This is a genomic window from Rubellimicrobium sp. CFH 75288, assembly GCF_009904055.1.
Classification (GTDB): domain Bacteria; phylum Pseudomonadota; class Alphaproteobacteria; order Rhodobacterales; family Rhodobacteraceae; genus Rubellimicrobium.
Genome location: NZ_WYDP01000001.1, coordinates 257,241 through 279,393, shown reverse-complemented (window position 1 = coordinate 279,393; position 22,153 = coordinate 257,241). Strand labels below are relative to the sequence as shown.

Sequence of the window (22,153 nt, the reverse complement as noted above, 5' to 3'; positions counted from 1 at the left end):
CCCTGACGGGGCCCGTCGCCTGCTGGCCCCCGCCGGCCCCGTTCCGGGGTCTCGGGCGGAGGGCCGACGCGCCCGCTGCATCCTTCGTCCCGTGGGGCGTCCCCAAAGTCAAGCGATCTGACATGCCAGATGGCCGGGCCGTGGACAGACCCGCCCCGAGCCGCTACCAGATCGGGCAGGGGAGGGGGGACAGGCATGGCCGACGTGGCGATCCGCGACCTGCGCAAGGCCTATGGCGGGCTCGAGGTCATCCATGGCGTCTCGCTCGACATCCCCGACGGCCAGTTCGTCGTCCTTGTCGGCCCCTCGGGCTGCGGCAAGTCCACGCTCCTGCGGATGATCGCGGGGCTGGAGGGGGTGACGGCCGGCACGATCCGCATCGGGGGGCGCGTGGTCAACAACCTGCCGCCGTCGGAGCGCGACATCGCCATGGTGTTCCAGAACTACGCGCTCTACCCGCACAAGACGGTCGCGGCCAACATGGGCTTCGCGCTCCGCATGCGCGGCATGCCCAAGGCCGAGATCGCCGAGCGTGTGGCCCGCGCGGCCGACATCCTCGGGCTCAGACCCTATCTCGACCGCTATCCCCGCGCGCTCTCGGGCGGCCAGCGCCAGCGCGTCGCCATGGGCCGCGCCATCGTCCGCGACCCGGCGGTGTTCCTGTTCGACGAGCCGCTGTCGAACCTCGACGCCAAGCTGCGTGTCCAGATGCGCACCGAGATCCGCGCGCTGCACCAGCGCCTGCGCACCACCACGGTCTATGTCACCCACGACCAGATCGAGGCGATGACCATGGCCGACACGATCGTGGTCATGCGCGACGGCCGCATCGTCCAGGCGGGCGCGCCCCTCGACCTCTACGACCGCCCCGCCAACACCTTTGTCGCGGGCTTCATCGGCAGCCCGTCCATGAACCTCCTCCAGGGCACCGGCGCGGGCGGCGCGGTTGCGGCCGGCGCGCTGCGCATCCCCGCCCGCGGCGCCCCCGAGGGGCGGCCCGTCATCGTCGGCCTGCGCCCCGAGCATATCGAGATCGGCCCCCCCGAGCCCGGCCGCGACGGCTGGGAGGCCGAGGTCCGCGTGGTCGAGCCCACGGGCTCCGAAACCCACCTCGTCGCCGAGGCCGGCGGGCACGAGATCGTCGCCGTCTCGCGCGACCGGCTCTCGGTCCGGCCCGGCGACCGCGTGCCGCTGCGCGCCGACCCCTCCCGCGCGCATCTCTTCGACGCCGCCACGGGCGAGCGGATCAACTGACCGAAAGGGAATGCCTCCATGCTCAAGGGGATCGACAACCGGCTCAACGCGGACGTGCTCTATGCCCTGCGCGCGATGGGCCACGGCGACCTGCTCGTGATCGCCGACACGAACTTTCCGGCCGATTCGATCGCCCGCGACACCGTCCTGGGCGAGCTTCTCAAGATGGAGAACCTCTCCGCGGCCGAGGCCGTCGAGGCGATCCTGTCCGTCCTGCCGCTCGACACCTTTGTGGACGACTTCGCCTGCCGCATGGAGATCGTGGGCCATCCCGAGGAGGTGCCCCCCGTCCAGATGGAGGTGCAGCACGTCATCGACCGCGCCGACGGGCGCGAGGCACGCATGGTCGGCGTCGAGCGCTTTGCCTTCTACGACAAGGCGCGCACCGCCTATGCCGTGATCCAGACGGGCGAGCGGCGCTTCTACGGCTGCTTCATGTTCCGCAAGGGCGTGATCCCGCCCGACGCCTGAATCCCCCATCCTCGCCGGAGCCGTCCCGTGACCGCCAAGCCCATCGTCGTCCTCGGCGTGTTCGTCGCCGACACCGCCTATCGCGCCCCGCGCCAGCCCCGTCTGGGCGAGACGATCCTGGGCGAATCTTTCGCCCTCGGTCCCGGCGGCAAGGGCTCGAACCAGGCGGTCGCCGCGGCGCGGGCGGGGGGGCGCGTGCACATGCTCACGCGGCTGGCGCGCGATGCCTTCGGCGACCTCGCCCGCCGCACCTGGGAGGAGGCGGGGGTCCTGCCCGCCGTGATCGAATCCGACGCGGGCTACACGGGCGCTGCCTTCATCTTCCTCGAGGCGGGGACGGGCCAGAACGCCATCATCGTCTGTCCCGGCGTGGCCGGCGACATCGCGCCCGCCGACATCGACGCCCGGGCCGACCTGATCCGCGGCGCGGGCGTGTTCGTGACCCAGCTCGAACAGCCGATCCCGGCTGCGCAGCACGCGCTTGCGCTCGCGCGCGGGGCAGGGGTGACGACCGTGCTCAACCCCGCCCCCGCCGCGACCCTGCCCGAGGGGATGGTGGCCCTTTGCGACTGGATCACCCCCAACGAGAGCGAGGCCGAGGGCGTCACCGGCCAGCCCGTCACCGACCCCGCCTCGGCCGAGCGCGCGGCCCGCATCCTGTCCGACATGGGCGCGCGCCACGTCGTCGTCACGCTGGGCGGGCAGGGGGCGCTCCTGCTGTCGGGGGGCCGCGCCACCCATGTCCCCGCTCTCGACGCAGGTCCGGTGGTCGAGACGACGGGCGCAGGCGACGCCTTCAACGGCGGTCTCGCCGTCGCGCTCTCCGAGGGCATGGGCCCGGAGGAGGCCGTGCGCTTCGCCACCGCCACCGCCGCCATCTCCGTCACCCGCCCCGGCACCGCCCCCTCCATGCCGTCGCGGGCCGAGATCGACGCGCTCCTTGCCCGGACCCGCGCCGCCTGACGCGCCCGTCCCCGCGGCCCGGCCGGTCACGAGGCTCCCGCGGCCCTGCCCGTGGTCTCCGGCACGCGCTCCCCCGCTCGCCGCGGCGCCGCCGCCCCCCTCGCTGCAGCGCGGCGCAACACCACCGCGCGGTGGTGTAACGCTTTCTTAACCTCTCCGTGGCAGGGTGCCCCCACGCGCCCGATCCTTCCGTCCCGGCGGACCGGAGGGGCGGCGCGGACGACCGGGGCGGGACCTGCAACGATCAGGCGGCCGCCCGTGCTCTTTGCAGGGGTGGGGCGCCACGGACGCGCCCGAGGTTCCGCCGCATCCCACCGGGCCGCTTGGCTGCGCAGGTGCTCGTCCACGGCGCGGAGGCGGAGATCCCCGGCCGCCGCGCGTCGCAACGCGCCCGCCGCCCCCGGAGCGGCACCCTCAGGCCCCGCAGGGGGAGGACGGCTTGTCCTCTGCCCGGCGGTCGGGCCCTGTCGCTTGCCTTTCTGCCCGGCGGCCGTCTTGATCGGCCGGAGCGGGAGTCGGCCATGCCCTTCGGTCACAGCCTCATCGACACCCTGGTGGCGGGGTTCGCCCTGGCCTTCGGGCTGGGGCTTCTCGCCAACCGGCTGCGGCTGTCGCCGCTTCTGGGCTACATCCTCGCGGGTCTCGCCGTGGGGCCTCACACGCCGGGCTTCGTCGCCGACATCGAACTGGCTCCCCAGCTTGCCGAGATCGGCGTCATCCTCCTGATGTTCGGCACGGGGCTGCACTTCGCCCCGCGCGACCTGATGGCCGTCCGCTCCGTCGCCCTGCCGGGCGCGCTGGCGCAGATCGCGGTGGCGACCCTTCTGGGCTGGGTGCTGGGAGAGGCGCTGGGCCTCGGCCATGGCGAGGCGCTGCTGATGGGCTTCTCGGTCTCGGTGGCCTCCACCGTGGTCCTGGTCCGCGCGCTGGACGAGCGGCGCCAGATCCGCAGCCCCGCCGGCCGGCTCGCCGTCGGCTGGCTGCTGGTGGAGGACCTGGTGATGATCCTGGCCCTGGTGCTGCTGCCGCTGCTGGCGGCCGGGGCAGAGGCCCGCGGCTCCGCCGGCCTTGCCGCCCAGATGGGCTTCGTCCTGCTCAAGGTGGCGGCCTTCATCGGGCTCATGGCGGTTCTCGGCACGCGGCTGCTGCCCCGGGTCCTCATCCTCATCGCCCACGAACGCTCGCGCGAGCTGTTCACGCTCGGCGTGCTCGCCATCGCCCTCGGCATCGCATGGCTCGCCTATACGGTGTTCGATGCCTCCTTCGCGCTCGGGGCCTTCGTGGCGGGGCTGGTCCTCGCCGCCTCGCCGCTGGGCCAGACGGCGGCCGAGCGGTCGCTGCCGCTGCGCGATGCCTTCTCGGTGCTGTTCTTCGTGTCGGTCGGGATGCTGTTCAACCCTGCGGTCCTGATCGAGCGCCCGCTGGCGGTCGCGGGTCTCCTCGGCATCGTCATCGTCGGCAAGTCGCTCGCGGCGCTCGCCATCACCGCCGCCTTCGGACAGGATCGCGTCACCGGCCTGACCATCGCCGCAAGCCTCGCCCAGGCGGGCGAATTCACCTTCATCCTCGCCGGGCTGGGCCTCGCGCTCGGATTGCTGTCCCCGGGCACCCACGACCTCGTGCTGGCGGCCGCGCTTCTGTCCATCGCGACCAACCCCTGGATCTTCCGCCTCGCCGACCGCTGGGCGGGCCCCCGAGATGCGAGTCGTTCGCAATACCCTTGACGAGATGAGAACGAGTCGCAATATCCCGGCGGCTGGTCGAGGAGATCTCATGATGGTTCGGGCCCTGTCGCGCCGCACGGTTCTCGGGCTTCTCGCTCTCGGCCCGGTCCTGCCCGCCCGAGCCGCCTCCCCCGGAAGCGTGAACGTGGTCGCCACCACCGGCATGATCGCCGACACGGCGCGGACGCTCGGCGGGGAGGGTGCGACGGTGCGGGCGCTGATGCCGCCCGGCTCGGACCCGCACGCCTTCCGCCAGACCCGCTCCGACCTGGCGGCCCTGCTCGGGGCCGACCTCGTCCTCTGGAACGGTCTCGGGCTCGAGGCGCAGATGGAGCGGCTTCTCACGGATCTGGCCGCGCGCCGCCCGGTGGTGGCGGTGGCCGAGGCGATCCCCGCCGACTGGCTTCTCGAGGACGAGGATTACGGCCGCCCCGATCCCCATGTCTGGCTCGATCCCGCCCTCTGGTCCGAGGCATCCGTCGCGATCGCGGCCGCGCTGGAGGAGGCGGGTCTCCCGGCCGCCGGGGCCCTGCCCGCCTGGCAGGAGGAGCTGGCCGCGCTGCGCGACTATGCCGACGAGGTGCTCGCCACCGTGCCCGAGGAGTCGCGCATCCTCGTGACCGCCCATGACGCCTTCCGCTACTGGGGCCGTGCGCATGGCTGGGAGGTCGAGGGCATCCAGGGCATCTCGACCGAATCCGAGGCGGGGATCGCCCGCATCGAGGAGCTGGTCTCCCTTCTGGTCGAGCGGCGCATCGGTGCCGTCTTCGTCGAGAGTTCCGTTCCCGACCGCAACCTGCGCGCGCTGATCGAGGGTGCCGCCGCGCGGGGGCACGAGGTGGTGCTGGGCGGCACGCTCCTGTCGGACGCGATGGGCCCCGAAGGCACCTACGAGGGAACCTATCCCGGGATGATCGACCACAACGCCACCACCATCGCCCGCGCTCTCGGCGGCGAGGCGCCCGAGCGGGGCCGGCTGGGCCGGCTCGGGTCGTGAACGCGCCCGGCGCCTTTCCCGAGGTCGATCTGCGCGACAGCCCGCTGGCGCTGCGCGGCCTGACGGCTGGCTATGGCGGGCAGCCCGTCCTGCTCGGCGCGGACCTGACGGTGCCGCCGGGAACGATGACCGCGATCCTCGGGCCGAACGGGGCCGGCAAGTCCACCCTGCTGCGCGCCGCGCTGGGCCTTCTGCGCCCGGAGGCGGGCCGGGCGTTCTTCTGGGGCGGGGATCTGGACCGGATGCGCGGCCGCGTCGCCTATGTCCCGCAGCGGGCGAGCGTGGACTGGGACTTCCCCGCCACCATCGAGGATGTGGCGCTGATGGGACTTCAGCGCGAGCTGGGCCTGCTGGGACGGGTCCGCCCCCGCCATCGCGACCGCGCCCGCGCCGCCCTCGACCGGGTGGGGCTTCTGCCGCTGGCGGACCGTCCGATCGGCGCCCTGTCCGGCGGTCAGCAGCAACGGGTGTTCCTCGCGCGTGCCCTCGCGCAGGGGGCGGACCTGTTCCTTCTGGACGAACCCCTGGCCGGTGTGGACGCAGCGAGCGAGGAGTCCATCCTCCGGGTTCTCCGCGAGCTGCGCGACGAAGGTCGCACCGTCGTCGCCGTTCACCACGACCTCGGCACCGTCCTGCGCCGCTTCGACCGGGCGGTCCTGCTCAACCGGCGCGTGCTGGCCGAGGGGCCGGTGGCGCTCGCGCTGACGGCGCGGACCCTTCAGGCGACCTATGGCGGGCGGCTCGACCCGCTCGCCCTCGCCGGTCTGGACGGATGACGGCGCTTCTTCAGGCGATCGTGCTCCAGGCCGGTCACAACGCGGCCAGCGTCGTGCTGGGGGCGGCGCTCCTGGGCCTTGCGGCCGGGGCGGCAGGCAGCGTCATGGTGCTGCGCCGCCGGGCCCTCGTGTCGGACGCCATGGCCCATGCGGCCCTGCCGGGCCTGGCGGCGGCCTTTCTCCTGATGGCGGGCCTCGGGGGCAGCGGACGGTGGTTGCCGGGCCTCATGGCGGGGGCGGCGCTCACGGCCGGCCTCGCCCTTCTCGCCGTCGAGGCGCTCGCGGCGCGCACGCGGCTTCCGGCGGATGCCGCCATCGCGACGACCCTCTCGGTCGCCTTCGGCCTCGGTCTCGTGCTGCTCACCCTGATCCAGGGGCTGCGCTGGGGCGAACCGGCCGGGCTGGAGGGCTTCCTGGTGGGCTCGACGGCCGGGATGCTGCGCGCGGACGTGGCGGCCGTCGCGGCGGTGGCAGCCCTGGTGCTGGCGGCGGTCGCGCTTCTCCGGCGCCCCCTGGCCCTGCTCGCCTTCGACGAGGGTCATGCCGCCGCCTCCGGCCTGCCGGTCCGCCTGCTCGACCGGATGGCGATGCTCCTCGTCCTGCTGGTGGTGATCGCCGGCATCCGGCTGGTGGGCGTCGTCCTCGTCGTTGCCCTTCTCATCCTGCCCGCGCTGGCGGCGCGGGCCTGGACGCGGCGGGCGGGGCCGATGATGGCGCTTGCGGCCGTCCTGGGCGGGGCTGCCGGTTGGGTCGGCGCGGCCCTGTCCGCTGCCGCACCCGGCCTGCCTGCGGGTCCCCTCGTGGTTCTCTGCGCCGCCCTCCTGGCCGGGCTGTCGCTGCTCCTGCGCGGGCCGACCGCCCGCCGCCGACCCGATCGCCGTCCCCTGATCGACGCGGCCGAGGGGGCGCTCTGGACACGCCTGCGCCTGAAGGAGCCCCGATCGCCGCTGCTCGAGCGCGACGACGGCCGCACGCCCCTGGGCGCTGTCCTGCCGGCCGAGACGCTCGAGGCTCTCCGGCAGGGGCGCAGCTAGGATGGGGGCCGAGTTCGTCATCCTGACGCTACCGCCCCTGACGGCGGCCGTGCTGGCCGCGCTGGCCTGCGCGCTGCCGGGCAACTGGCTGCTGCTGCGGCGGCAGGCCATGCTGGGCGATGCCGTGGCCCATTCGGTCCTGCCCGGGCTCGTGGTGGCCTTTGTCCTGACGGGGACGCTGAGCCCGGTGCCGCTCGCCCTCGGCGCCCTGGCGGCGGCCCTGGTCGCGGTCGGGCTGGTCGAGGCGATCCGACGCCGGGGCCGGGTCGATCCGGGCACCGCCATGGGCGCGGCCTTTACCACGCTCTTCGCGCTGGGCGTGCTGCTTCTGGAGCTCTCGGGAGCTGCCCGGGTCCATCTGGACGTGGAGCACGCGCTGATGGGCAATCTCGAATCCCTCGTCTGGCTGGATGCCACGGGCTGGTCCTCGCTGCTCGACGGGGCGGCGCTTCGGGGCCTTCCGCCGCAGATCGGCGTCCTGGCCGCGACCCTTCTCGGCGTGGCGTCGGTCCTGTGGCTTCTCCGGCGTCCGCTGTTCGCCTCCACCTTCGACGAGGATCACGCGCGCGTCACCGGCCAGCGGCCGGCCCTGACGGGCCTGGCCCTCGTTGCGGCCACGGCGACCGCGGCGGTGGCGGCGTTCCAGGCCGTGGGCGCCATCGTCGTCATTGCGATGCTCACCGTGCCGCCAGCCGCGGCACGGCTCCTCACGGACCGCTTCGAGACCCAGCTGCGCCTGTCGCTCCTCTTGGCCGCCGGCTGCGCGGCCGGAGGCACGATCCTCGGCGGCTACGGGCCGCTCTGGCTGGGCGCGCCGGCCTCGGTCAGCGCCGCCGGAACCATCGCGGTGCTCGGCGGCCTCGCTCTCGCCCTGGCGGCAGGGTTCGGACCCCGGCGGCGTCCCGCCGCTGCAGGCCGCCCCGGTGCCGCGGCGTTGGACGGGCCATCCGGAGAGGCGTAAGTCTCGTCCGGCGGAGGAGAGAGCCATGGACCGCATCGTCGGGGGAGTTCCGAGGGACGACCGGAGGCTGGAGACCCTGATCGCCTGCCCCGAATGCGACGCCCTCTACCGGTCGGCCGAGATCCGCCCCGGCAGCCGCGCGTTGTGCGGCCGCTGCCACACCGTCCTCATCTCGCCGCGCCGCCATGCCGGCATGGCGATCATCTCCTTCGCGCTCGCCGCGACAGTTCTGGTGATGGGAGCCCTGTGGTTTCCGTTCCTGCGCATCGACATCCGCGGCCTGAGCCGCGAGGCGACGCTGTGGGAGGTCGCCACCAGCTTCACCGGCGGGCCGATGCTCCTCGTCTCGTTTGCGGTCGTGGCAGCGATCGTGCTTCTGCCGCTGGCGCGGGCAGCCCTGATCCTCTACACGCTCGTTCCCGTGGTCTTTGATCGTCCCCCCGCCCGCCACGCGCCCGCGGCCTTCCGTCTCGCCGAGGCCATGAGGCCGTGGTCCATGGCGGAGATCTTCGCGCTGGGCTGTGCCGTCAGCCTGGTCAAGATCGCCGATCTGGCCACGGTGTCCCTGGGTCCCGCCTTCTGGATGTTCGCGGCTCTTGTCGTGGTGACGATCGCGCAGGACCGGCTGGTATGCCGGTGGTCGGTGTGGAAGAGCCTCGAGCGACGCTGACGCCGCTGGCGGCCCTGACGGCGCGCGAGGCGGGCCTCGTCGCCTGCCGCCGCTGCACCCGCGTCTGGCCGGCCGGAGCCACGCTGTGCGGCCGCTGCGGGGCGCGCCTCGTGTCGCGCGACCCGCGGTCGCTCTCGCGGGTCTGGGCCTGGTGGGTCGCGGGCCTCATGGCCTACATCCCCTCGCTCGTCTGGCCGATGCTGCTGACGCGGACGCTCTTTGTCACCGAGGAGGCCACCATTGTCGGGGGCGCCATCCAGTTGTGGATATCGGGCAGCGCCGGCGTGGCGCTCATCGTCATCGTCGCCTCCGTGGGCATCCCGATCGCCAAGTTCCTCGCCATCGCCTTTCTGGCGCTGTCCGTCAGTCGCGCGTCCCGCGTCTCGGCGAGCCTGCGGATGCGCCTCTACGAGATCGTGGATTACATCGGGCGCTGGTCCATGATCGACGTGTTCGTGGTTGCGATCCTGGTCTCGCTCGTGCAACTCAACGTGGTCGCGTCCATCAATCCCGGACCTGCGGCGCTCGCCTTTGCCCTGTCGGTGATCTTCACGATGCTGTCTGCCCAAGCCTTCGACCCGCGTCTGATCTGGGACGGCATCGAACGCGAGGCGCTGCGCGAGACGGCGCCCCGGCCCTCGGGTGGTCGCCCCGCGGCATGAGCGAGCCTGACCCCCCTCCGATCCCCGTGACCTCGATGCGGCGCAGCATCTGGGATCGCGTCTCGGTCGTGTGGCTCGTGCCGCTCGCCGCCCTCCTGATCGCACTGGGTCTGGCCTGGCAGAACTTCCGCAGCGCCGGTCCCGTGATCCAGATCGCCTTCGACTCGGCCGCGGGCGTCACCCCGCGCGAGACGGAGCTGCGGTTCCGGGACGTCACGGTGGGTCTGGTCGAGCGGGTCCAGTTCACCGAGGGGCTGGGCCAAGTCCTCGTCTCCGTGCGGCTCGACCCCGAAGTGGCGCCCTATGTGGACGAGGATGCCCAGTTCTGGGTGGTCCGCCCCGTCATCTCCACCCAGGGGATCTCGGGGATCGAGACGGTCCTGTCGGGCGTGTTCATCGAGGGCGTCTGGGACGACGTGCCCGGCGAGCCGCTGGACCTCTACCAGGGACAGGCGACCCAGCCGCTGCTCTCGGCGGGCCAGCAGGGCCTGCGGCTGACGCTGCGGGCGACCGAGGGTCTTCTGACGGCCGCGGTGCCCCTTCTCTACAAGGGCGTAGAGGTGGGCCGCGTCGGCGATCCGCGCGTGGCCGAGGACGGGCTCTCGGTCGAGGCCGATGCGGTGGTCTATGCGCCCTACGACCGGCTGGTGACCCCGTTCACGCGGTTCTGGGATGCCTCGGGCTTCACCCTGTCGCTGGGTGCGGCAGGGGCGGAGGTCAACTTCGCCTCGCTTTCCTCGCTGATCGTCGGCGGCCTCACCTTCGACACCTTTGTGGCCTCGGGCGAGCCGGTCGAGGATGGCGCGGTGTTCTTCGTGCACTGGGACGAAGCCGCGGCACGCGCCTCCATCTTCGCCGAGCCGCAGGGTCCCACCCTCACGCTGATGGCCGAATTCGAGGGGTCGGGGACGGGTCTCGCCGCCGGGGCCCCGGTCGAACTCGAGGGATTGCGCGTGGGCGAGGTCACGGGAGTCTCCGGTGTCGTGGACGCCGAGCGGTTCGGCGATGCACGCGTCCGCGTTCAGGCGGTCCTGTCGATCCGTCCCAGCCGCTTCGGGCTGAGCGGCACGGAGGACGAGGCGCTGGCCTGGTTCGCCGAGCGCGTGGCCGAGGGCCTCCGCGCCCGACTCGCCACCGGAAACATCCTGACGGGGGGTCTGAAGATCCAGCTTGTGGATGTGGCCGACGCGCCGCCGGCCCGCCTCGATCCCGAGGCTCAGCCCTATCCCCTCCTGCCCACGACGGACCCCGACGTGACCGACGTGGCCGCGAGTGCGCAGAGCACCCTGGCGCGGATCGACGCGCTGCCCATCGAGCAACTGCTGGCCTCGGCGGTGGGCTTTCTCGACAACGCCTCCCGCCTCGTGGGCTCAGCCGAGACGCAGGCCATTCCCGGCGATCTGCGGGGCGTCCTGGCCGACATGCGCACGATCACCGCCGCTCCTGCGACCCAGGCGCTCCCCGCCGACCTGTCGCGGGCCCTGGCCGAGGTGGAGGGCGCCACCGCCGACCTGCGGGCGCTTCTGCTCCGGCTGGAGGAGGTCGATGCCGCGGGCCGCCTGGCTGCCGCACTCGACTCGGCCGCGACGGCAGCAGACCGCATCGCCGTGGCCTCGGACGGTCTGCCGGATCTGGTCTCGCGCCTGTCGGGCGTCGCCGCGCGGGTGGAGGCGCTCGACCCCGAGACCCTGCTGGCCGAACTGACGGGCGTGGCCCGGGATGCGCGCGCGCTGCTGGCGCAGCCGGGGGTTCAGGACTTCCCCCAGCGTCTGGCCGGCATCGGTGCCGAAGCCGAGGCTGCCGTGGCCGAAGCGCGCGCCGGTCTGGCCGACCTGCGTGCGTCGCTGGATCAGGTGGATGCCGCCGCGCTGGCCGCGCGGCTCGATGCCACACTGGCTTCGGCCGAGGCCGCTGCAGCCTCGGTCCGGTCGGCGGCCGAGGGCCTGCCGGGCATCGTCGCCCGGCTCGACAGCCTCGCCGCGCGCGCCGACGCGCTGCCCCTCGAGGAGGTGGCCGAGGAGGTCCGCGCGCTGGCGGCTGCGGCCAACGCGCTCGTGGGCTCTCCGGCCGCCCAGGCGCTGCCCGGCGATCTCTCGGCTGCCCTGAGCGAAGCGGAGGCCCTGCTGCGCGAGGTGCGGGAAGGGGGACTCGTGGCGAATGCCAACGCCACGCTCGCCTCCGCCCAGGCGGCGGCAGCATCCATCGAGACGGCGGCGCAGGGCCTGCCCGGCATCGTCGCCCGGCTTGACAGCCTCGCCGCGCGCGCCGACGCGCTGCCCCTCGAGGAGGTGGCCGAGGAGGTCCGCGCGCTGGCGGCTGCGGCCAACGCGCTCGTGGGCTCTCCGGCCGCCCAGGCGCTGCCCGGCGATCTCTCGGCTGCCCTGAGCGAAGCGGAGGCCCTGCTGCGCGAGGTGCGGGAAGGGGGACTCGTGGCGAATGCCAACGCCACGCTCGCCTCCGCCCAGGCGGCGGCAGCATCCATCGAGACGGCGGCGCAGGGCCTGCCCGGCATCGTCGCCCGGCTTGACAGCCTCGCCGCGCGCGCCGACGCGCTGCCCCTCGAGGAGGTGGCCGAGGAGGTCCGCGCGCTGGCGGCTGCGGCCAACGCGCTCGTGGGCTCTCCGGCCGCCCAGGCGCTGCCCGGCGATCTCTCGGCCGCCCTGAGCGAAGCGGAAGCCCTGCTGCGCGAGGCCCGCGAAGGAGGGGTGATCGCCAATGCCAATGCGGCGCTGGCGTCCCTCCGGGCGGCGGCCGACAGCCTGCCCGCCCTGATCGGCCGCACGGGCGGCCTTCTGGATCAGGCCGGCCTGGCCATCGAGGGCCTGACGGGCACCGCCGGCATCGTGCGCGAGGCCCAGATCGCCATCGGCGAGGTCGGCGCCGCCGCCCGCGCGGTCGCCGATCTGGCCCGCGCCATCGAGCGCAACCCCAATTCGCTCATCTTCGGGAGGTGACATGACGCTCCGCCTTGGTCTCGCGGCCGCCCTGGGCCTCCTTCTCGCCGGCTGCGGCACACCGCCGCTCCGCACCGCGGTCCCCGTTCTGGCGGCGGGCGAGCGCATCCCCTCGGCCTTCGCCTCGGTCGAGGTGCTCGAGGTCTCGCTGCCCGAATACGCCAACGAGGATGCCGTCTTCGTGCAGGGCGAAGGCGGCGCCATCGCACCCTTGGCCGGAACGCGCTGGGCCGACCGGCCATCGCGCGCCTTCACCCTGGACCTGACCCAGGCGCTGGCCGAACTGACCGGCGCCACGGTGGCCCCCGCCCGCTGGCCCTTCGACACCCCGCCCGAAGCGCAGGTGGACGTGCGCCTGGCCGAGGCGGTGGCCGATCTGGTCCGGGGCGAGTACGTCCTGCGCGGCCAGACCTTTGTCGCGGCCCGCGACGGGTCCGGTCGGGACCGCTCGCGCGCGTTCCGCGTGGCGGTGCCGCTTCCCCCCGAGGGTGGCGTCAATGCCATCGCCGCAGCGCGGGCGCAGGCTACCGTGCTTCTGGCGCGCGAGATCGCGGCGACGGGCCTGCGCTGACCGTCACGGCCGGCTGACGAGCCGATAGCCGGGCGCATGGCCGAGACGCACGGCCGTCACCCCCGTCGCGCCGAGCCGCGTGACGCGGTCGAGGACAAGGATGGCGGCGCCCGGTTCGCAGCCCAGCGCATCGGCCGTCCGGCCCTCCGCGGCCTCGGCCGACAGGGTCACCTCGGCGGTGGTGAAGGGAACATGGGTCACCAGCCATTCGTTGGCGCTGACGGCGGCGAAGTCCACATCCTCCACTCCCGGCGCGGCGGCGGGGTTGATCCAGCGGTCCTCGTGCGCCCAGGGTCGTCCGTCGGCCAGGTGCAGCGCCTCCAGCCGCAGCACGAGCGGCACAGCCCTGAGCCCCAGCCGCAAGGCTACCTCGGCCGGCGGAGGGCACAGCTCGCGGTCGAGCAGTCGGTAGCCATAGACCGCGCCGGAGGCCGATACCTCGTCCCGCACGAGCGGCAGGGCAAAGGTCGCGCGGCGCGTCGGACGGGCGGTCACGCGGCTGCCGGCGCGCCGGCGCCGGTCGATCAACCCTTCCTCGGCCAGCGCGCGCAGCGCCCGGTTGACTGTCGCCCGCGACACGCCGAACTCGCGCGCGAGAGCCGCCTCGGTCGGGATCGCCCCGCCGGCCGCCCAGTCGCGCGCGAGGATGCGCGCGCGCGCGATCTCGGCCACGTCCCGCCAGCCCAGAGAGCGGAGCGCCTCCCTCATCAGAGCGCTGCCCGCATTCTGCCCGCGACCGCGCGATAGGTCCGCAGGATCGCCTCCCGCCGCACATGGCGCCCGCCCGTCACGACATGGCGGCCTGCCGACCACAGGTCCGCGACCATGCCGCACCCCCCGGCCATGGCGAAGCTGTCCAGGATCGTGTCGCCCTCGAGACCCGCCAGATCCGGGTGTTCGTCGTCCAGGACCACGAGGTCGGCCCAGAGCCCCGGCGCAAGTGCTCCCGAATGCCGGCCAGCCGCCTGCGCGCCGCCGCGCGCGGCCTCCTCCCACAGGCGCCGGCCCGTGGACCGGCTGGCGGTGGCCAGCGCGGCACGGCTTCGGTCCCGCAGGCGCTGGGACGTCTCCAGCATCCGCATCTCCTCGGCCAGCGAGATGCGGATGCACGAATCCGATCCCAGGCCGAACCGTCCGTCCGCGGCGGCAAGGCGGACCGCGTCGAAGATCCCATCGCCCAGATTGGCCTCCGTGAGAGGACACAGCCCGATCACGGCACCCGTTGCGGCCAGGGCAAGCGTCTCCTCCGGCAGGGCTTGCGTGCAGTGGACCAGGCACCAGTCCGGTCCGACCGGGGCCTGCTCGAGAAGCCACCCGATCGGCCGTGCGCCCGTGGCCGCCACCACCTCCTCCACCTCGCCCACGGTCTCGGCCAGGTGCATGTGGACGGGCGCGATCCCCAGGCTCAGAAGGTCCTTCAGCCCCTCCGCCGATACGGCCCGGAGCGAGTGCGGCGCGACGCCCAGAACGGAATCCTCGGGCAGGTCGCGGACCACCGCCTGCGCGGCGGAGACGAGCCGTGCGAAGCCTTCGGAGTCGGTGCCGAAGCGGATCTGGCCCGGCCCGAGACCGCGGCGGTCGAGGCCTCCGAACCGGTAGTGGACCGGCAGCAGCGTGAGCCCGATTCCCGTCCTCTCGGCCGCGGCCGCGATCCGGCTCATCATCTCCGCCGGATCGTCGTAGGGTGTGCCGCCCGGAGCATGGTGGAGATAGTGGAACTCGGCCACGCAGGCCCAGCCCGCTTCCAGCATCTCCATGAAGGCAAGCGCGGCGATCGCCTCCACCTCCTCGGGTCCCAGCCGGTCGAGGAAGCGGAACATGAGATCCCGCCAGCTCCAGAAGCTGTCCACGGCCCCGGGGCTGCGGCGTTCGGACAGGCCGGCCATGGCCCTCTGGAAGCTGTGGGAGTGCAGGTTGGCAGGCGCAGGCAGGAGGATGCCGACGGCGCGGCCCCTCTCTGCCCGGTCGTCTGCAGGCCGGACGTCCACGATCCGTCCCCGCTCCACCTGCAGGACGACGTCGTTGGCCCATCCCGATGGCAGAAGGGCTGTCCGGGCGCGAAGGGTGAAGGAGGGCGAAGCATCCATGCAGGGCAGCATAGACAACCCTGCTCGATATGTATAGACATAACGCAGAATGCGAGGACCCCGGATGGACGTGGAGCAGTCGTTCGTCATCGTCGGATGCCGTCTGGCCGCCATGGTACCGGAGGCGGAGCCCCTTCTCCCCGATGCGGCGGTGGTGGTGGCGGACGGCAGGATCGGCTGGAGCGGTCGGCAGGAAGACCTGCCGGAGGCCTTCGCGCACCTCGAGCGCCGGCCCGTTCACGGACGACTGGTCACACCGGCCCTGATCGACTGTCACACGCATCTGGTCCACGGCGGCCATCGCGCGGCCGAGTGGGAGGCGCGGCTGCGCGGCGACGATTACGCTGCCATCGCCCGGCGGGGTGGCGGCATCCTGTCCACCGTCGCCGCCACCCGGGCCGCCGACGAAGACGCGCTTGTGGCCTCTGCTCTGCGCCGGCTCGATGCGCTGCTGGCCGACGGGGTGGCGACGGTGGAGGTGAAGTCGGGCTACGGGCTCGATCGCGAGACGGAGCTGCGCATGCTGCGCGCGGCGCGGCGGCTGGAAAGGGAACGGACCGTGACGGTGCGGACGACCTTTCTCGGCGCCCATGCCGTGCCGCCCACCCATGCTCATCGCCCCATGGACTACATCGCCGAGATCGCCGTTCCCGCCCTGCGCGCGGCCCATGCCGAGGGGCTGGCCGACGCGGTGGACGGCTTCTGCGAAGGGATCGCCTTCGGCCCGGCCGAGATCGCCCGCCTGTTCGCCGAGGCGCGGGCGCTGGGACTGCCGGTCAAGCTCCATGCCGAGCAGCTGTCGCATACCGGGGGGGCGCGGCTGGCGGCGGCGCACGGGGCGCTGTCTGCGGACCATCTGGAACATGCCACCGAGGAGGATGCCGAGGCGATGGCGCGGGCGGGCACGGTGGCGGTCCTCCTGCCCGGCGCGGCCTTCACGCTGCGCGAGACCAAGGCCCCGCCGGTCGAGGCGTTCCGCGCCCGCGGCGTGCCGATGGCGGTGGCGACCGACTGCAACCCCGGCTCCTCGCCGCTGGCCTCGCTGCGGCTGGCCATGACGATGGCCTGCACGCTCTGGGGCCTGTCGGCCGAGGAGGCGCTGGCGGGCGCGACCTGTCACGCGGCGCGGGCGCTGGGCCTGTCGGATCGCGGAGCGGTGGCGCCGGGCCTGCGGGCCGACCTTGCGATCTGGGACGCCGAGGAGCCGGCCGAGCTGCCCTACCGGATGGGCCAGCCCCTCCTGCACGGGCGGATCGTGGGGGGCGTGCCGTGCTGATCCTGCGCCCGGGCGAAGCCGCGCTGCCCGACCTCGAGCGGCTCTGGCGCGAGGGGCTGCCGGCCCGACTCGACCCCTCTGCGGCGCCCCTGATCGCCACCTCGGCCCGCCGGGTCGAGGAGGCGGCGCGCGGCGCGGCGGCGGTCTATGGGGTCAACACCGGCTTCGGCAAGCTCGCCTCCGTGCGGATCGCGGCCGAGGACACCGAGACGCTTCAGCGCAACCTGATCCTCTCCCACTGCGCGGGCGTGGGCGAGCCGATGGACCGGGCCACCGTCCGGCTGATGATGGCGCTCAAGCTCCTGTCGCTGGGCCGGGGCGCCTCGGGCGTCAGGCCCGGGACGGTGGCGCTACTCGAGGCGATGCTGGAGCGGGACGTGATCCCGCGCGTGCCGCTGCAGGGGTCGGTCGGGGCCTCGGGCGACCTCGCGCCGCTTGCGCACATGACGGCGGTGATGATCGGCGAGGGCGAGACGCTGGACGGCCTGACAGGGGCCGAGGCGCTGCGGCGCGCGGGCCTCTCGCCTGTGCGGCTGGGGCCCAAGGAGGGGCTCGCGCTCATCAACGGGACCCAGTTCTCGACCGCCTGCGCGCTGGCCGCGCTGTGGGAGGGCGAGCGGCTCGCGCTGGCCTCGGCCGTGACGGCGGCGCTCTCGACGGATGCGATCATGGGCTCGGACGCGCCCTTTGCGGAGGAGATCCACGCGCTGCGCGGCCATCCGGGCCAGATCCGCGTGGCCGCGATCCTGCGCGGGCTCCTCGCCGGATCGGCCATCCGCGACAGCCACCGCGAGGGCGACCGGCGCGTGCAGGACCCCTATTGCATCCGCTGCCAGCCGCAGGTGACGGGCGCGGCGCTCGACCTTCTGGCCCATGCCGGCCGCACGCTGGAGATCGAGGCCAACGCGGTCACCGACAACCCCCTCGTGCTCGAGGAGGGGATCGTCTCGGGCGGCAACTTCCACGCCGAGCCCGTGGCCTTTGCCGCCGACCTGATCGCGCTGGCGCTGGCCGAGATCGGGGCGATCGCGCAGCGGCGCGTCGCGCTGATGGTGGACCCGACGCTGAGCTTCGACCTGCCGCCCTTTCTGACGCCGGAGCCGGGGCTGAACTCGGGCTTCATGATCGCCGAGGTGACGACCGCCGCGCTGATGAGCGAGAACAAGCACCTCGCGCATCCCTGCTCGACCGATTCCACGCCGACCTCGGCCAACCAGGAGGACCATGTGAGCATGGCCGCGCACGGGGCGGTGCGGCTGGGGCGCATGGTGCGCAACCTGTCGGTGATCCTCGGCGTGGAGGCGCTGTGCGCCGCGCAGGGCATCGGGTTCCGCGCGCCGCTGCGAACCTCGGCCCGGCTGGAGGCGGTCGTGGCCCGCCTGCGCGAGGCCGTCCCGCCGCTGGGCCCGGACCGCCCGGTGGCGCCCGACCTGGAGGCCGCCGCCGCCCTGATCCGGGACGGATCGCTCATCCGGGCCGCCGGCCTGACCAGTACGGGAGACCTCGCATGACCTTTGACCGCCGCAATGCCCGCGAGGTGCGGCCCCCCACGGGACCCGAGCGGACCTGCCGGTCCTGGGGGACCGAGGCGGCGCTCCGGATGCTGATGAACAACCTGCATCCCGACGTGGCCGAGAACCCCGAGGAGCTGGTCGTCTATGGCGGGATCGGGCGCGCGGCGCGGTCGTGGGAGGCGTTCGACCGCATCGTGGCCACCTTGCGCGACCTCGGGGACGACGAGACGCTGCTGGTCCAGTCGGGCAAGCCGGTGGGCGTCTTTCGCACCCACCCCGACGCGCCGCGGGTGCTGATCGCGAACTCGAACCTCGTGGCGCGCTGGGCGACCTGGGAGCACTTTGCCGAACTCGACCGCAAGGGACTGATGATGTACGGCCAGATGACGGCCGGCTCGTGGATCTATATCGGCACGCAAGGGATCGTGCAGGGCACCTTCGAGACCTTTGCCGAGGCCGGGCGGCAGCATTACGGGGGCGACCTGTCCGGGCGCTGGGTCCTGACCGGGGGCCTGGGCGGGATGGGGGGCGCGCAGCCGCTGGCCGCAGTGATGGCCGGTGCCTCGTGCCTCGCCGTCGAGGTGGACGAGAGCCGCATCGATTTCCGCCTGCGCACCCGCTACCTCGACGCCAGGACGCGAAGCCTCGACGAGGCGCTGGAGATGATCCGGCGCTGGACCGCCGCGCGGGAGGCAAGGTCCGTGGGCCTTGTGGGCAACGCGGCCGAGGTGCTGCCCGAACTCCTGCGCCGCGGCGTGCGGCCCGACATCGTGACCGACCAGACCTCGGCCCACGATCCGGTCCATGGCTACTGCCCCGCGGGCTGGACCGTGGCCGAGTGGCGCGCCCGGCAGGAGACCGACCCCGCAGGGGTCGAGCGCGCCGCCCGCGCCTCGATGCGGGCGCATGTGGAGGCGATGGTGGGCTTTCACGACCGCGGTGTGCCGGTCCTCGATTACGGCAACAACATCCGGCAGGTGGCGCTGGACGAGGGGTTCGAGAGGGCCTTCGCCTTTCCGGGTTTCGTGCCGGCCTATGTGCGGCCGCTGTTCTGCCGCGGGATCGGGCCGTTCCGCTGGGCCGCGCTGTCGGGCGACCCCGAGGACATCCGCCGCACGGACGCGGCGATGAAGCGGCTCTTTCCCGACAATGTCCGCCTGCACCGCTGGCTCGACATGGCGGGCGAGCGGATCGCGTTCCAGGGCCTGCCCGCGCGCATCTGCTGGATCGGTCTGGGCGAGCGGCACCGGGCGGGGCTGATGTTCAACGAGATGGTCGCCTCGGGCGAGCTGTCCGCGCCGGTGGTGATCGGGCGCGACCACCTCGATTCGGGGTCCGTCGCCTCTCCCAACCGCGAGACCGAGGCCATGCGCGACGGGTCGGACGCGGTGGCGGACTGGCCGCTGCTCAATGCGCTGCTCAACACGGCGTCGGGGGCGACCTGGGTCTCGGTCCATCACGGAGGCGGCGTGGGCATGGGCTATTCCCAGCATGCGGGCGTGGTGATCGTGGCCGACGGCACCCCCGAGGCGGCGCGGCGGCTGGAGCGGGTGCTGTGGAACGACCCGGCGACCGGGGTGATGCGGCACGCCGATGCGGGCTACGAGGACGCGCTGGAGGCGGCGCGGCAGCACGGCCTGCGCCTGCCGGCGATCCTGTAGGGACGGCAGGCGCCGCCGCAACTCCGCCACAATTCGGCGTCACATCCCGCCCGAGGCAGGATTCCGGCACAAGCCGGGCGGAATACAGGCAATGGCAGTCCTTTACGGCGGCAGCGGCAACGATTCGCTCGTCGGCACCAATGGCGACGACACCATCTTCGGCAATGCCGGCAACGACCGGCTCTATGGCGGCCGAGGGAGGGACACGCTTCTCGGCGGATCGGGCGACGACACCCTGTTCGGCGGGGATGGCGACGACGTCCTGGAAGGCGGCACGGGGGCCGACTCGCTGGTCGGCGGCGGCGGCATCGACACCGCCGCCTACGAGTTCTCGTCCGCCGGCGTGACGGTGAACCTCGCCACGGGAACGGGGTCGGGCGGCGATGCCGAGGGGGACCGGCTCACCCAGATCACCAACATCTGGGGCTCGGCCCATGGCGATCGCCTGACGGGGGACTCGGCCGCCAACACGCTCTGGGGCAATGGCGGAGACGACACGCTCGACGGCGGGGCGGGCAACGACACGCTCTTCGGCGGCACGGGAGCCGATCACCTGATCGGCGGCGCGGGCAACGACACGCTCTTCGGCGAGGATGGCGACGACACGCTCGACGGCGGCGCGGGGGCGGACCGTCTCGACGGCGGGGCCGGCAGCGACTGGGTGGATTACGGCAGTTCGGGGGCCGGCGTCAGCGTCAACCTCGGCTCGGGCAGCGCCTCGGGAGGGGACGCGGCCGGCGATGTCCTCGTGTCGATCGAGAACCTGCGCGGCTCGGCCTTTGCCGACACCCTGACGGGAGATGGCGGGATCAACATCCTCGAAGGCGGCGCCGGCAACGACACGCTGTTCGGCGGCGGAGGCGACGACACGCTGCGGGGCGGAACGGGCAACGACACCCTCTACGGGGGGGACGGCCACGACCTGATCGAGGGCGGGGACGGCAACGACACGCTGTTCGGCGGCAACGGGGACGACATCCTGGTCGGGGGGGCGGGGGCCGATCGCATCGACGGTGGCGCCGGCCTCGACATCGTGGACTATTCGGCGTCCAATGCCGGGATTCACGTCAACCTGGCCACGGGCCATGCCTCGGGCGGCCATGCCCAGGGCGACACGTTCAGCGGCGTTGACGGGGTCATCGGCAGCGCCTTTGCCGACACGATCATCGGCTTCGACCATCAGGGCCTGGTCGGGGACGTGTACACCAACGTGTTCTGGGGCGGGGCCGGGAACGACTATCTGGACGGCGCCGGCGGAGCCGACACGCTGTATGGCGGCGACGACAACGACACGGTCCTGGGCGGGGGCGGCGACGACCTGCTCTCCGGCGATGCGGGCGACGACCTGCTCTATGGCGGCGCCGGCAACGATACCGTCTTCGGAGGAACGGGAGACGATCGGGCCTTCGGCGGGGACGGCAACGACAGCCTGTCCGGCGGCGGAGGCAACGACACCCTCTGGGGCGAGGCCGGCAACGACACGCTGGCCGGCGATGCGGGCAGCGACCTGCTCTATGGCGGCGCCGGCAACGATACCGTCTTCGGAGGAACGGGAGACGATCGGGCCTTCGGCGGGGACGGCAACGACACGCTCTGGGGCGGGACGGGCAACGATACTCTCTGGGGCGGAGCGGGCGACGACGTGCTGCACGCCGAGGCGGGGGACAACCGGCTCGAGGGCGGCGCGGGCAACGACATCCTCCATGGGGGGACCGGGCGCGACACGCTGATCGGCGGGGCGGGCAACGACATCATCTATGCCGGCGCCGGGGCGGTCGTGGACGGCTCGGAGAACGACGGCGACTGGGACGTGCTGGACCTGCGCGGCCGGGGACCCCTGCGGGTGCGCCACGATCCTGCCAACCCCGAGATAGGCATCGTCGAGTTCCTCGATGCCGAGGGCCGCGTGACAGGGACGTTGACCTTCGCCAACATCGAGCAGGTCGTGCCCTGCTTCACGCCCGGCGCCCGTGTTGTCACCGAACGCGGGCCGGTGCCGGTCGAGACCCTGCGGGCGGGAGACCGCGTCCTGACGCGCGACGACGGCTATCAGGAGCTGGCCTGGACCGGACGCGCTGCGATCGGCGCCGCGCGAATGACGGCCGATCCGCGCCTGCGCCCCGTGCTGATCCGCGCCGGGGCGCTGGGGCCGGGCGTGCCCGCGCGCGATCTGCTCGTCTCGCGCCAGCACCGGGTCCTGATCCGCGGGCCGCGCGCCGCCCTCCTGTTCGGCGAGTCCGAGGTTCTGGTACGGGCGGCGCATCTCCTCGGCCGTCCCGGCATCGCGGAAGGCCCCGCCGGTCCGGTCGAGTATGTCCATCTCCTGTTCGAGCGGCACCACATCGTGCTGACCGACGGCCTGTGGTCGGAGAGCTTCCAGCCCGGCGAGCGCACGCTCGGCCCGGCTGCACAGGCCGTGCGGGACGAGATCGTCCGGCTCTTTCCGGCCCTCGCCACGGTCGAAGGGCTGCGCGGCTATGGCAGCGCCCGGCCCACGCTCCGGTCGCACGAGGCGCGGCTTCTGGTGGCCTGACCGCGCGCCTTGTGGCCCGGCCGCCATAGGCGGACCCTTGCCGAG

At 73.3% G+C, this 22,153-nt stretch carries 18 protein-coding genes; 16 read left to right on the top strand and 2 right to left on the bottom strand.

Features of this window, described 5'->3' with window-relative positions:
* Nucleotides 1-195: 195 nt before the first annotated feature.
* The 12 genes from GT358_RS01300 (at nucleotide 196) to GT358_RS01245 (ending at nucleotide 13,037) form a co-directional block, all read left to right on the top strand.
* Nucleotides 196-1,254 carry an ABC transporter ATP-binding protein gene (locus GT358_RS01300; protein ID WP_166580758.1) on the top strand — a complete coding sequence of 353 codons (1,059 nt, stop codon included), beginning with the start codon at nucleotides 196-198 and terminating at the stop codon, nucleotides 1,252-1,254.
* An 18-nt stretch (nucleotides 1,255-1,272) separates the two neighbouring features.
* On the top strand, nucleotides 1,273-1,725 hold the full coding sequence (locus GT358_RS01295; RefSeq protein ID WP_166580757.1) for an RbsD/FucU family protein: 453 nt from the start codon (nucleotides 1,273-1,275) through the stop codon (nucleotides 1,723-1,725).
* 27 nt (nucleotides 1,726-1,752) lie between these two features.
* Entirely contained in the window at nucleotides 1,753-2,688 is a 936-nt protein-coding gene (locus GT358_RS01290) for a ribokinase (protein WP_166580756.1), read from the top strand.
* Between the two features lie 521 nt (nucleotides 2,689-3,209).
* Nucleotides 3,210-4,412 carry a cation:proton antiporter gene (locus GT358_RS01285; RefSeq protein ID WP_166580755.1) on the top strand — a complete coding sequence of 401 codons (1,203 nt, stop codon included), beginning with the start codon at nucleotides 3,210-3,212 and terminating at the stop codon, nucleotides 4,410-4,412.
* Between the two features lie 49 nt (nucleotides 4,413-4,461).
* Nucleotides 4,462-5,409 (top strand): metal ABC transporter solute-binding protein, Zn/Mn family, encoded by a 948-nt coding sequence (locus GT358_RS01280; RefSeq protein WP_371416188.1) that lies wholly within the window; start codon nucleotides 4,462-4,464, stop codon nucleotides 5,407-5,409.
* Entirely contained in the window at nucleotides 5,406-6,185 is a 780-nt protein-coding gene (locus GT358_RS01275) for a metal ABC transporter ATP-binding protein (protein WP_166580754.1), read from the top strand. Before GT358_RS01280 ends, GT358_RS01275 begins: the two co-directional genes overlap by 4 nt.
* On the top strand, nucleotides 6,182-7,219 hold the full coding sequence (locus tag GT358_RS01270) for a metal ABC transporter permease (protein WP_166580753.1): 1,038 nt from the start codon (nucleotides 6,182-6,184) through the stop codon (nucleotides 7,217-7,219). The genes GT358_RS01275 and GT358_RS01270 overlap by 4 nt, the downstream gene beginning before the upstream one ends.
* Before the next feature lies 1 nt (nucleotide 7,220).
* On the top strand, nucleotides 7,221-8,180 hold the full coding sequence (locus GT358_RS01265) for a metal ABC transporter permease (protein ID WP_166580752.1): 960 nt from the start codon (nucleotides 7,221-7,223) through the stop codon (nucleotides 8,178-8,180).
* 25 nt (nucleotides 8,181-8,205) lie between these two features.
* Entirely contained in the window at nucleotides 8,206-8,850 is a 645-nt protein-coding gene (locus tag GT358_RS01260) for a paraquat-inducible protein A (RefSeq protein ID WP_166580751.1), read from the top strand.
* Nucleotides 8,811-9,512, top strand: coding sequence for a paraquat-inducible protein A (locus tag GT358_RS01255; RefSeq protein ID WP_166580750.1), 702 nt, complete (start codon nucleotides 8,811-8,813; stop codon nucleotides 9,510-9,512). The genes GT358_RS01260 and GT358_RS01255 overlap by 40 nt, the downstream gene beginning before the upstream one ends.
* Complete coding sequence (locus GT358_RS01250; protein WP_166580749.1) at nucleotides 9,509-12,466, top strand: intermembrane transport protein PqiB; 2,958 nt, start codon at nucleotides 9,509-9,511, stop codon at nucleotides 12,464-12,466. The genes GT358_RS01255 and GT358_RS01250 overlap by 4 nt, the downstream gene beginning before the upstream one ends.
* Before the next feature lies 1 nt (nucleotide 12,467).
* Nucleotides 12,468-13,037, top strand: coding sequence for a membrane integrity-associated transporter subunit PqiC (locus tag GT358_RS01245; protein ID WP_166580748.1), 570 nt, complete (start codon nucleotides 12,468-12,470; stop codon nucleotides 13,035-13,037).
* A 3-nt stretch (nucleotides 13,038-13,040) separates the two neighbouring features.
* Here GT358_RS01245 and GT358_RS01240 read toward each other — a convergent pair whose 3' ends face one another.
* Nucleotides 13,041-13,745 (bottom strand): GntR family transcriptional regulator, encoded by a 705-nt coding sequence (locus GT358_RS01240; RefSeq protein ID WP_166580747.1) that lies wholly within the window; start codon nucleotides 13,743-13,745, stop codon nucleotides 13,041-13,043.
* Nucleotides 13,745-15,124 carry a formimidoylglutamate deiminase gene (locus GT358_RS01235; RefSeq protein ID WP_166580746.1) on the bottom strand — a complete coding sequence of 460 codons (1,380 nt, stop codon included), beginning with the start codon at nucleotides 15,122-15,124 and terminating at the stop codon, nucleotides 13,745-13,747. Before GT358_RS01235 ends, GT358_RS01240 begins: the two co-directional genes overlap by 1 nt.
* Before the next feature lie 64 nt (nucleotides 15,125-15,188).
* Between GT358_RS01235 and hutI the strand changes: the two genes are divergently transcribed.
* The 4 genes from hutI to GT358_RS16840 all read left to right on the top strand — a co-directional run bounded on the left by hutI (nucleotide 15,189) and on the right by GT358_RS16840 (nucleotide 22,108).
* Nucleotides 15,189-16,400 carry an imidazolonepropionase gene (hutI, locus tag GT358_RS01230; RefSeq protein WP_166580745.1) on the top strand — a complete coding sequence of 404 codons (1,212 nt, stop codon included), beginning with the start codon at nucleotides 15,189-15,191 and terminating at the stop codon, nucleotides 16,398-16,400.
* Nucleotides 16,394-17,911: a histidine ammonia-lyase gene (hutH, locus tag GT358_RS01225; RefSeq protein ID WP_166580744.1), complete on the top strand. Its 1,518-nt coding sequence runs from the start codon at nucleotides 16,394-16,396 to the stop codon at nucleotides 17,909-17,911. Before hutI ends, hutH begins: the two co-directional genes overlap by 7 nt.
* Nucleotides 17,908-19,575 carry a urocanate hydratase gene (hutU, locus tag GT358_RS01220; RefSeq protein ID WP_166580743.1) on the top strand — a complete coding sequence of 556 codons (1,668 nt, stop codon included), beginning with the start codon at nucleotides 17,908-17,910 and terminating at the stop codon, nucleotides 19,573-19,575. The genes hutH and hutU overlap by 4 nt, the downstream gene beginning before the upstream one ends.
* Before the next feature lie 91 nt (nucleotides 19,576-19,666).
* Nucleotides 19,667-22,108, top strand: a complete 2,442-nt coding sequence (locus tag GT358_RS16840) for a Hint domain-containing protein (protein ID WP_166580742.1) — start codon at nucleotides 19,667-19,669, stop codon at nucleotides 22,106-22,108.
* Nucleotides 22,109-22,153 lie beyond the last annotated feature (45 nt).

What these genes read in the sequence shown, in the direction of transcription:
- GT358_RS01255 (WP_166580750.1), top strand. Translation starts at nt 8,811, where the DNA reads ATGCCGGTGGTCGGTGTGGAAGAGCCTCGAGCGACGCTGACGCCGCTG.
- hutU (WP_166580743.1), top strand. Translation starts at nt 17,908, where the DNA reads ATGACCTTTGACCGCCGCAATGCCCGCGAGGTGCGGCCCCCCACGGGA.
- GT358_RS01265 (WP_166580752.1), top strand. Translation starts at nt 7,221, where the DNA reads ATGGGGGCCGAGTTCGTCATCCTGACGCTACCGCCCCTGACGGCGGCC.
- hutI (WP_166580745.1), top strand. Translation starts at nt 15,189, where the DNA reads ATGGACGTGGAGCAGTCGTTCGTCATCGTCGGATGCCGTCTGGCCGCC.
- GT358_RS01260 (WP_166580751.1), top strand. Translation starts at nt 8,206, where the DNA reads ATGGACCGCATCGTCGGGGGAGTTCCGAGGGACGACCGGAGGCTGGAG.
- GT358_RS01235 (WP_166580746.1), bottom strand. Translation starts at nt 15,124, where the DNA reads ATGGATGCTTCGCCCTCCTTCACCCTTCGCGCCCGGACAGCCCTTCTG.
- GT358_RS01300 (WP_166580758.1), top strand. Translation starts at nt 196, where the DNA reads ATGGCCGACGTGGCGATCCGCGACCTGCGCAAGGCCTATGGCGGGCTC.
- GT358_RS01250 (WP_166580749.1), top strand. Translation starts at nt 9,509, where the DNA reads ATGAGCGAGCCTGACCCCCCTCCGATCCCCGTGACCTCGATGCGGCGC.
- GT358_RS01280 (WP_371416188.1), top strand. Translation starts at nt 4,462, where the DNA reads ATGATGGTTCGGGCCCTGTCGCGCCGCACGGTTCTCGGGCTTCTCGCT.
- GT358_RS01270 (WP_166580753.1), top strand. Translation starts at nt 6,182, where the DNA reads ATGACGGCGCTTCTTCAGGCGATCGTGCTCCAGGCCGGTCACAACGCG.
- GT358_RS01285 (WP_166580755.1), top strand. Translation starts at nt 3,210, where the DNA reads ATGCCCTTCGGTCACAGCCTCATCGACACCCTGGTGGCGGGGTTCGCC.
- GT358_RS01295 (WP_166580757.1), top strand. Translation starts at nt 1,273, where the DNA reads ATGCTCAAGGGGATCGACAACCGGCTCAACGCGGACGTGCTCTATGCC.
- GT358_RS16840 (WP_166580742.1), top strand. Translation starts at nt 19,667, where the DNA reads ATGGCAGTCCTTTACGGCGGCAGCGGCAACGATTCGCTCGTCGGCACC.
- GT358_RS01240 (WP_166580747.1), bottom strand. Translation starts at nt 13,745, where the DNA reads ATGAGGGAGGCGCTCCGCTCTCTGGGCTGGCGGGACGTGGCCGAGATC.
- GT358_RS01245 (WP_166580748.1), top strand. Translation starts at nt 12,468, where the DNA reads ATGACGCTCCGCCTTGGTCTCGCGGCCGCCCTGGGCCTCCTTCTCGCC.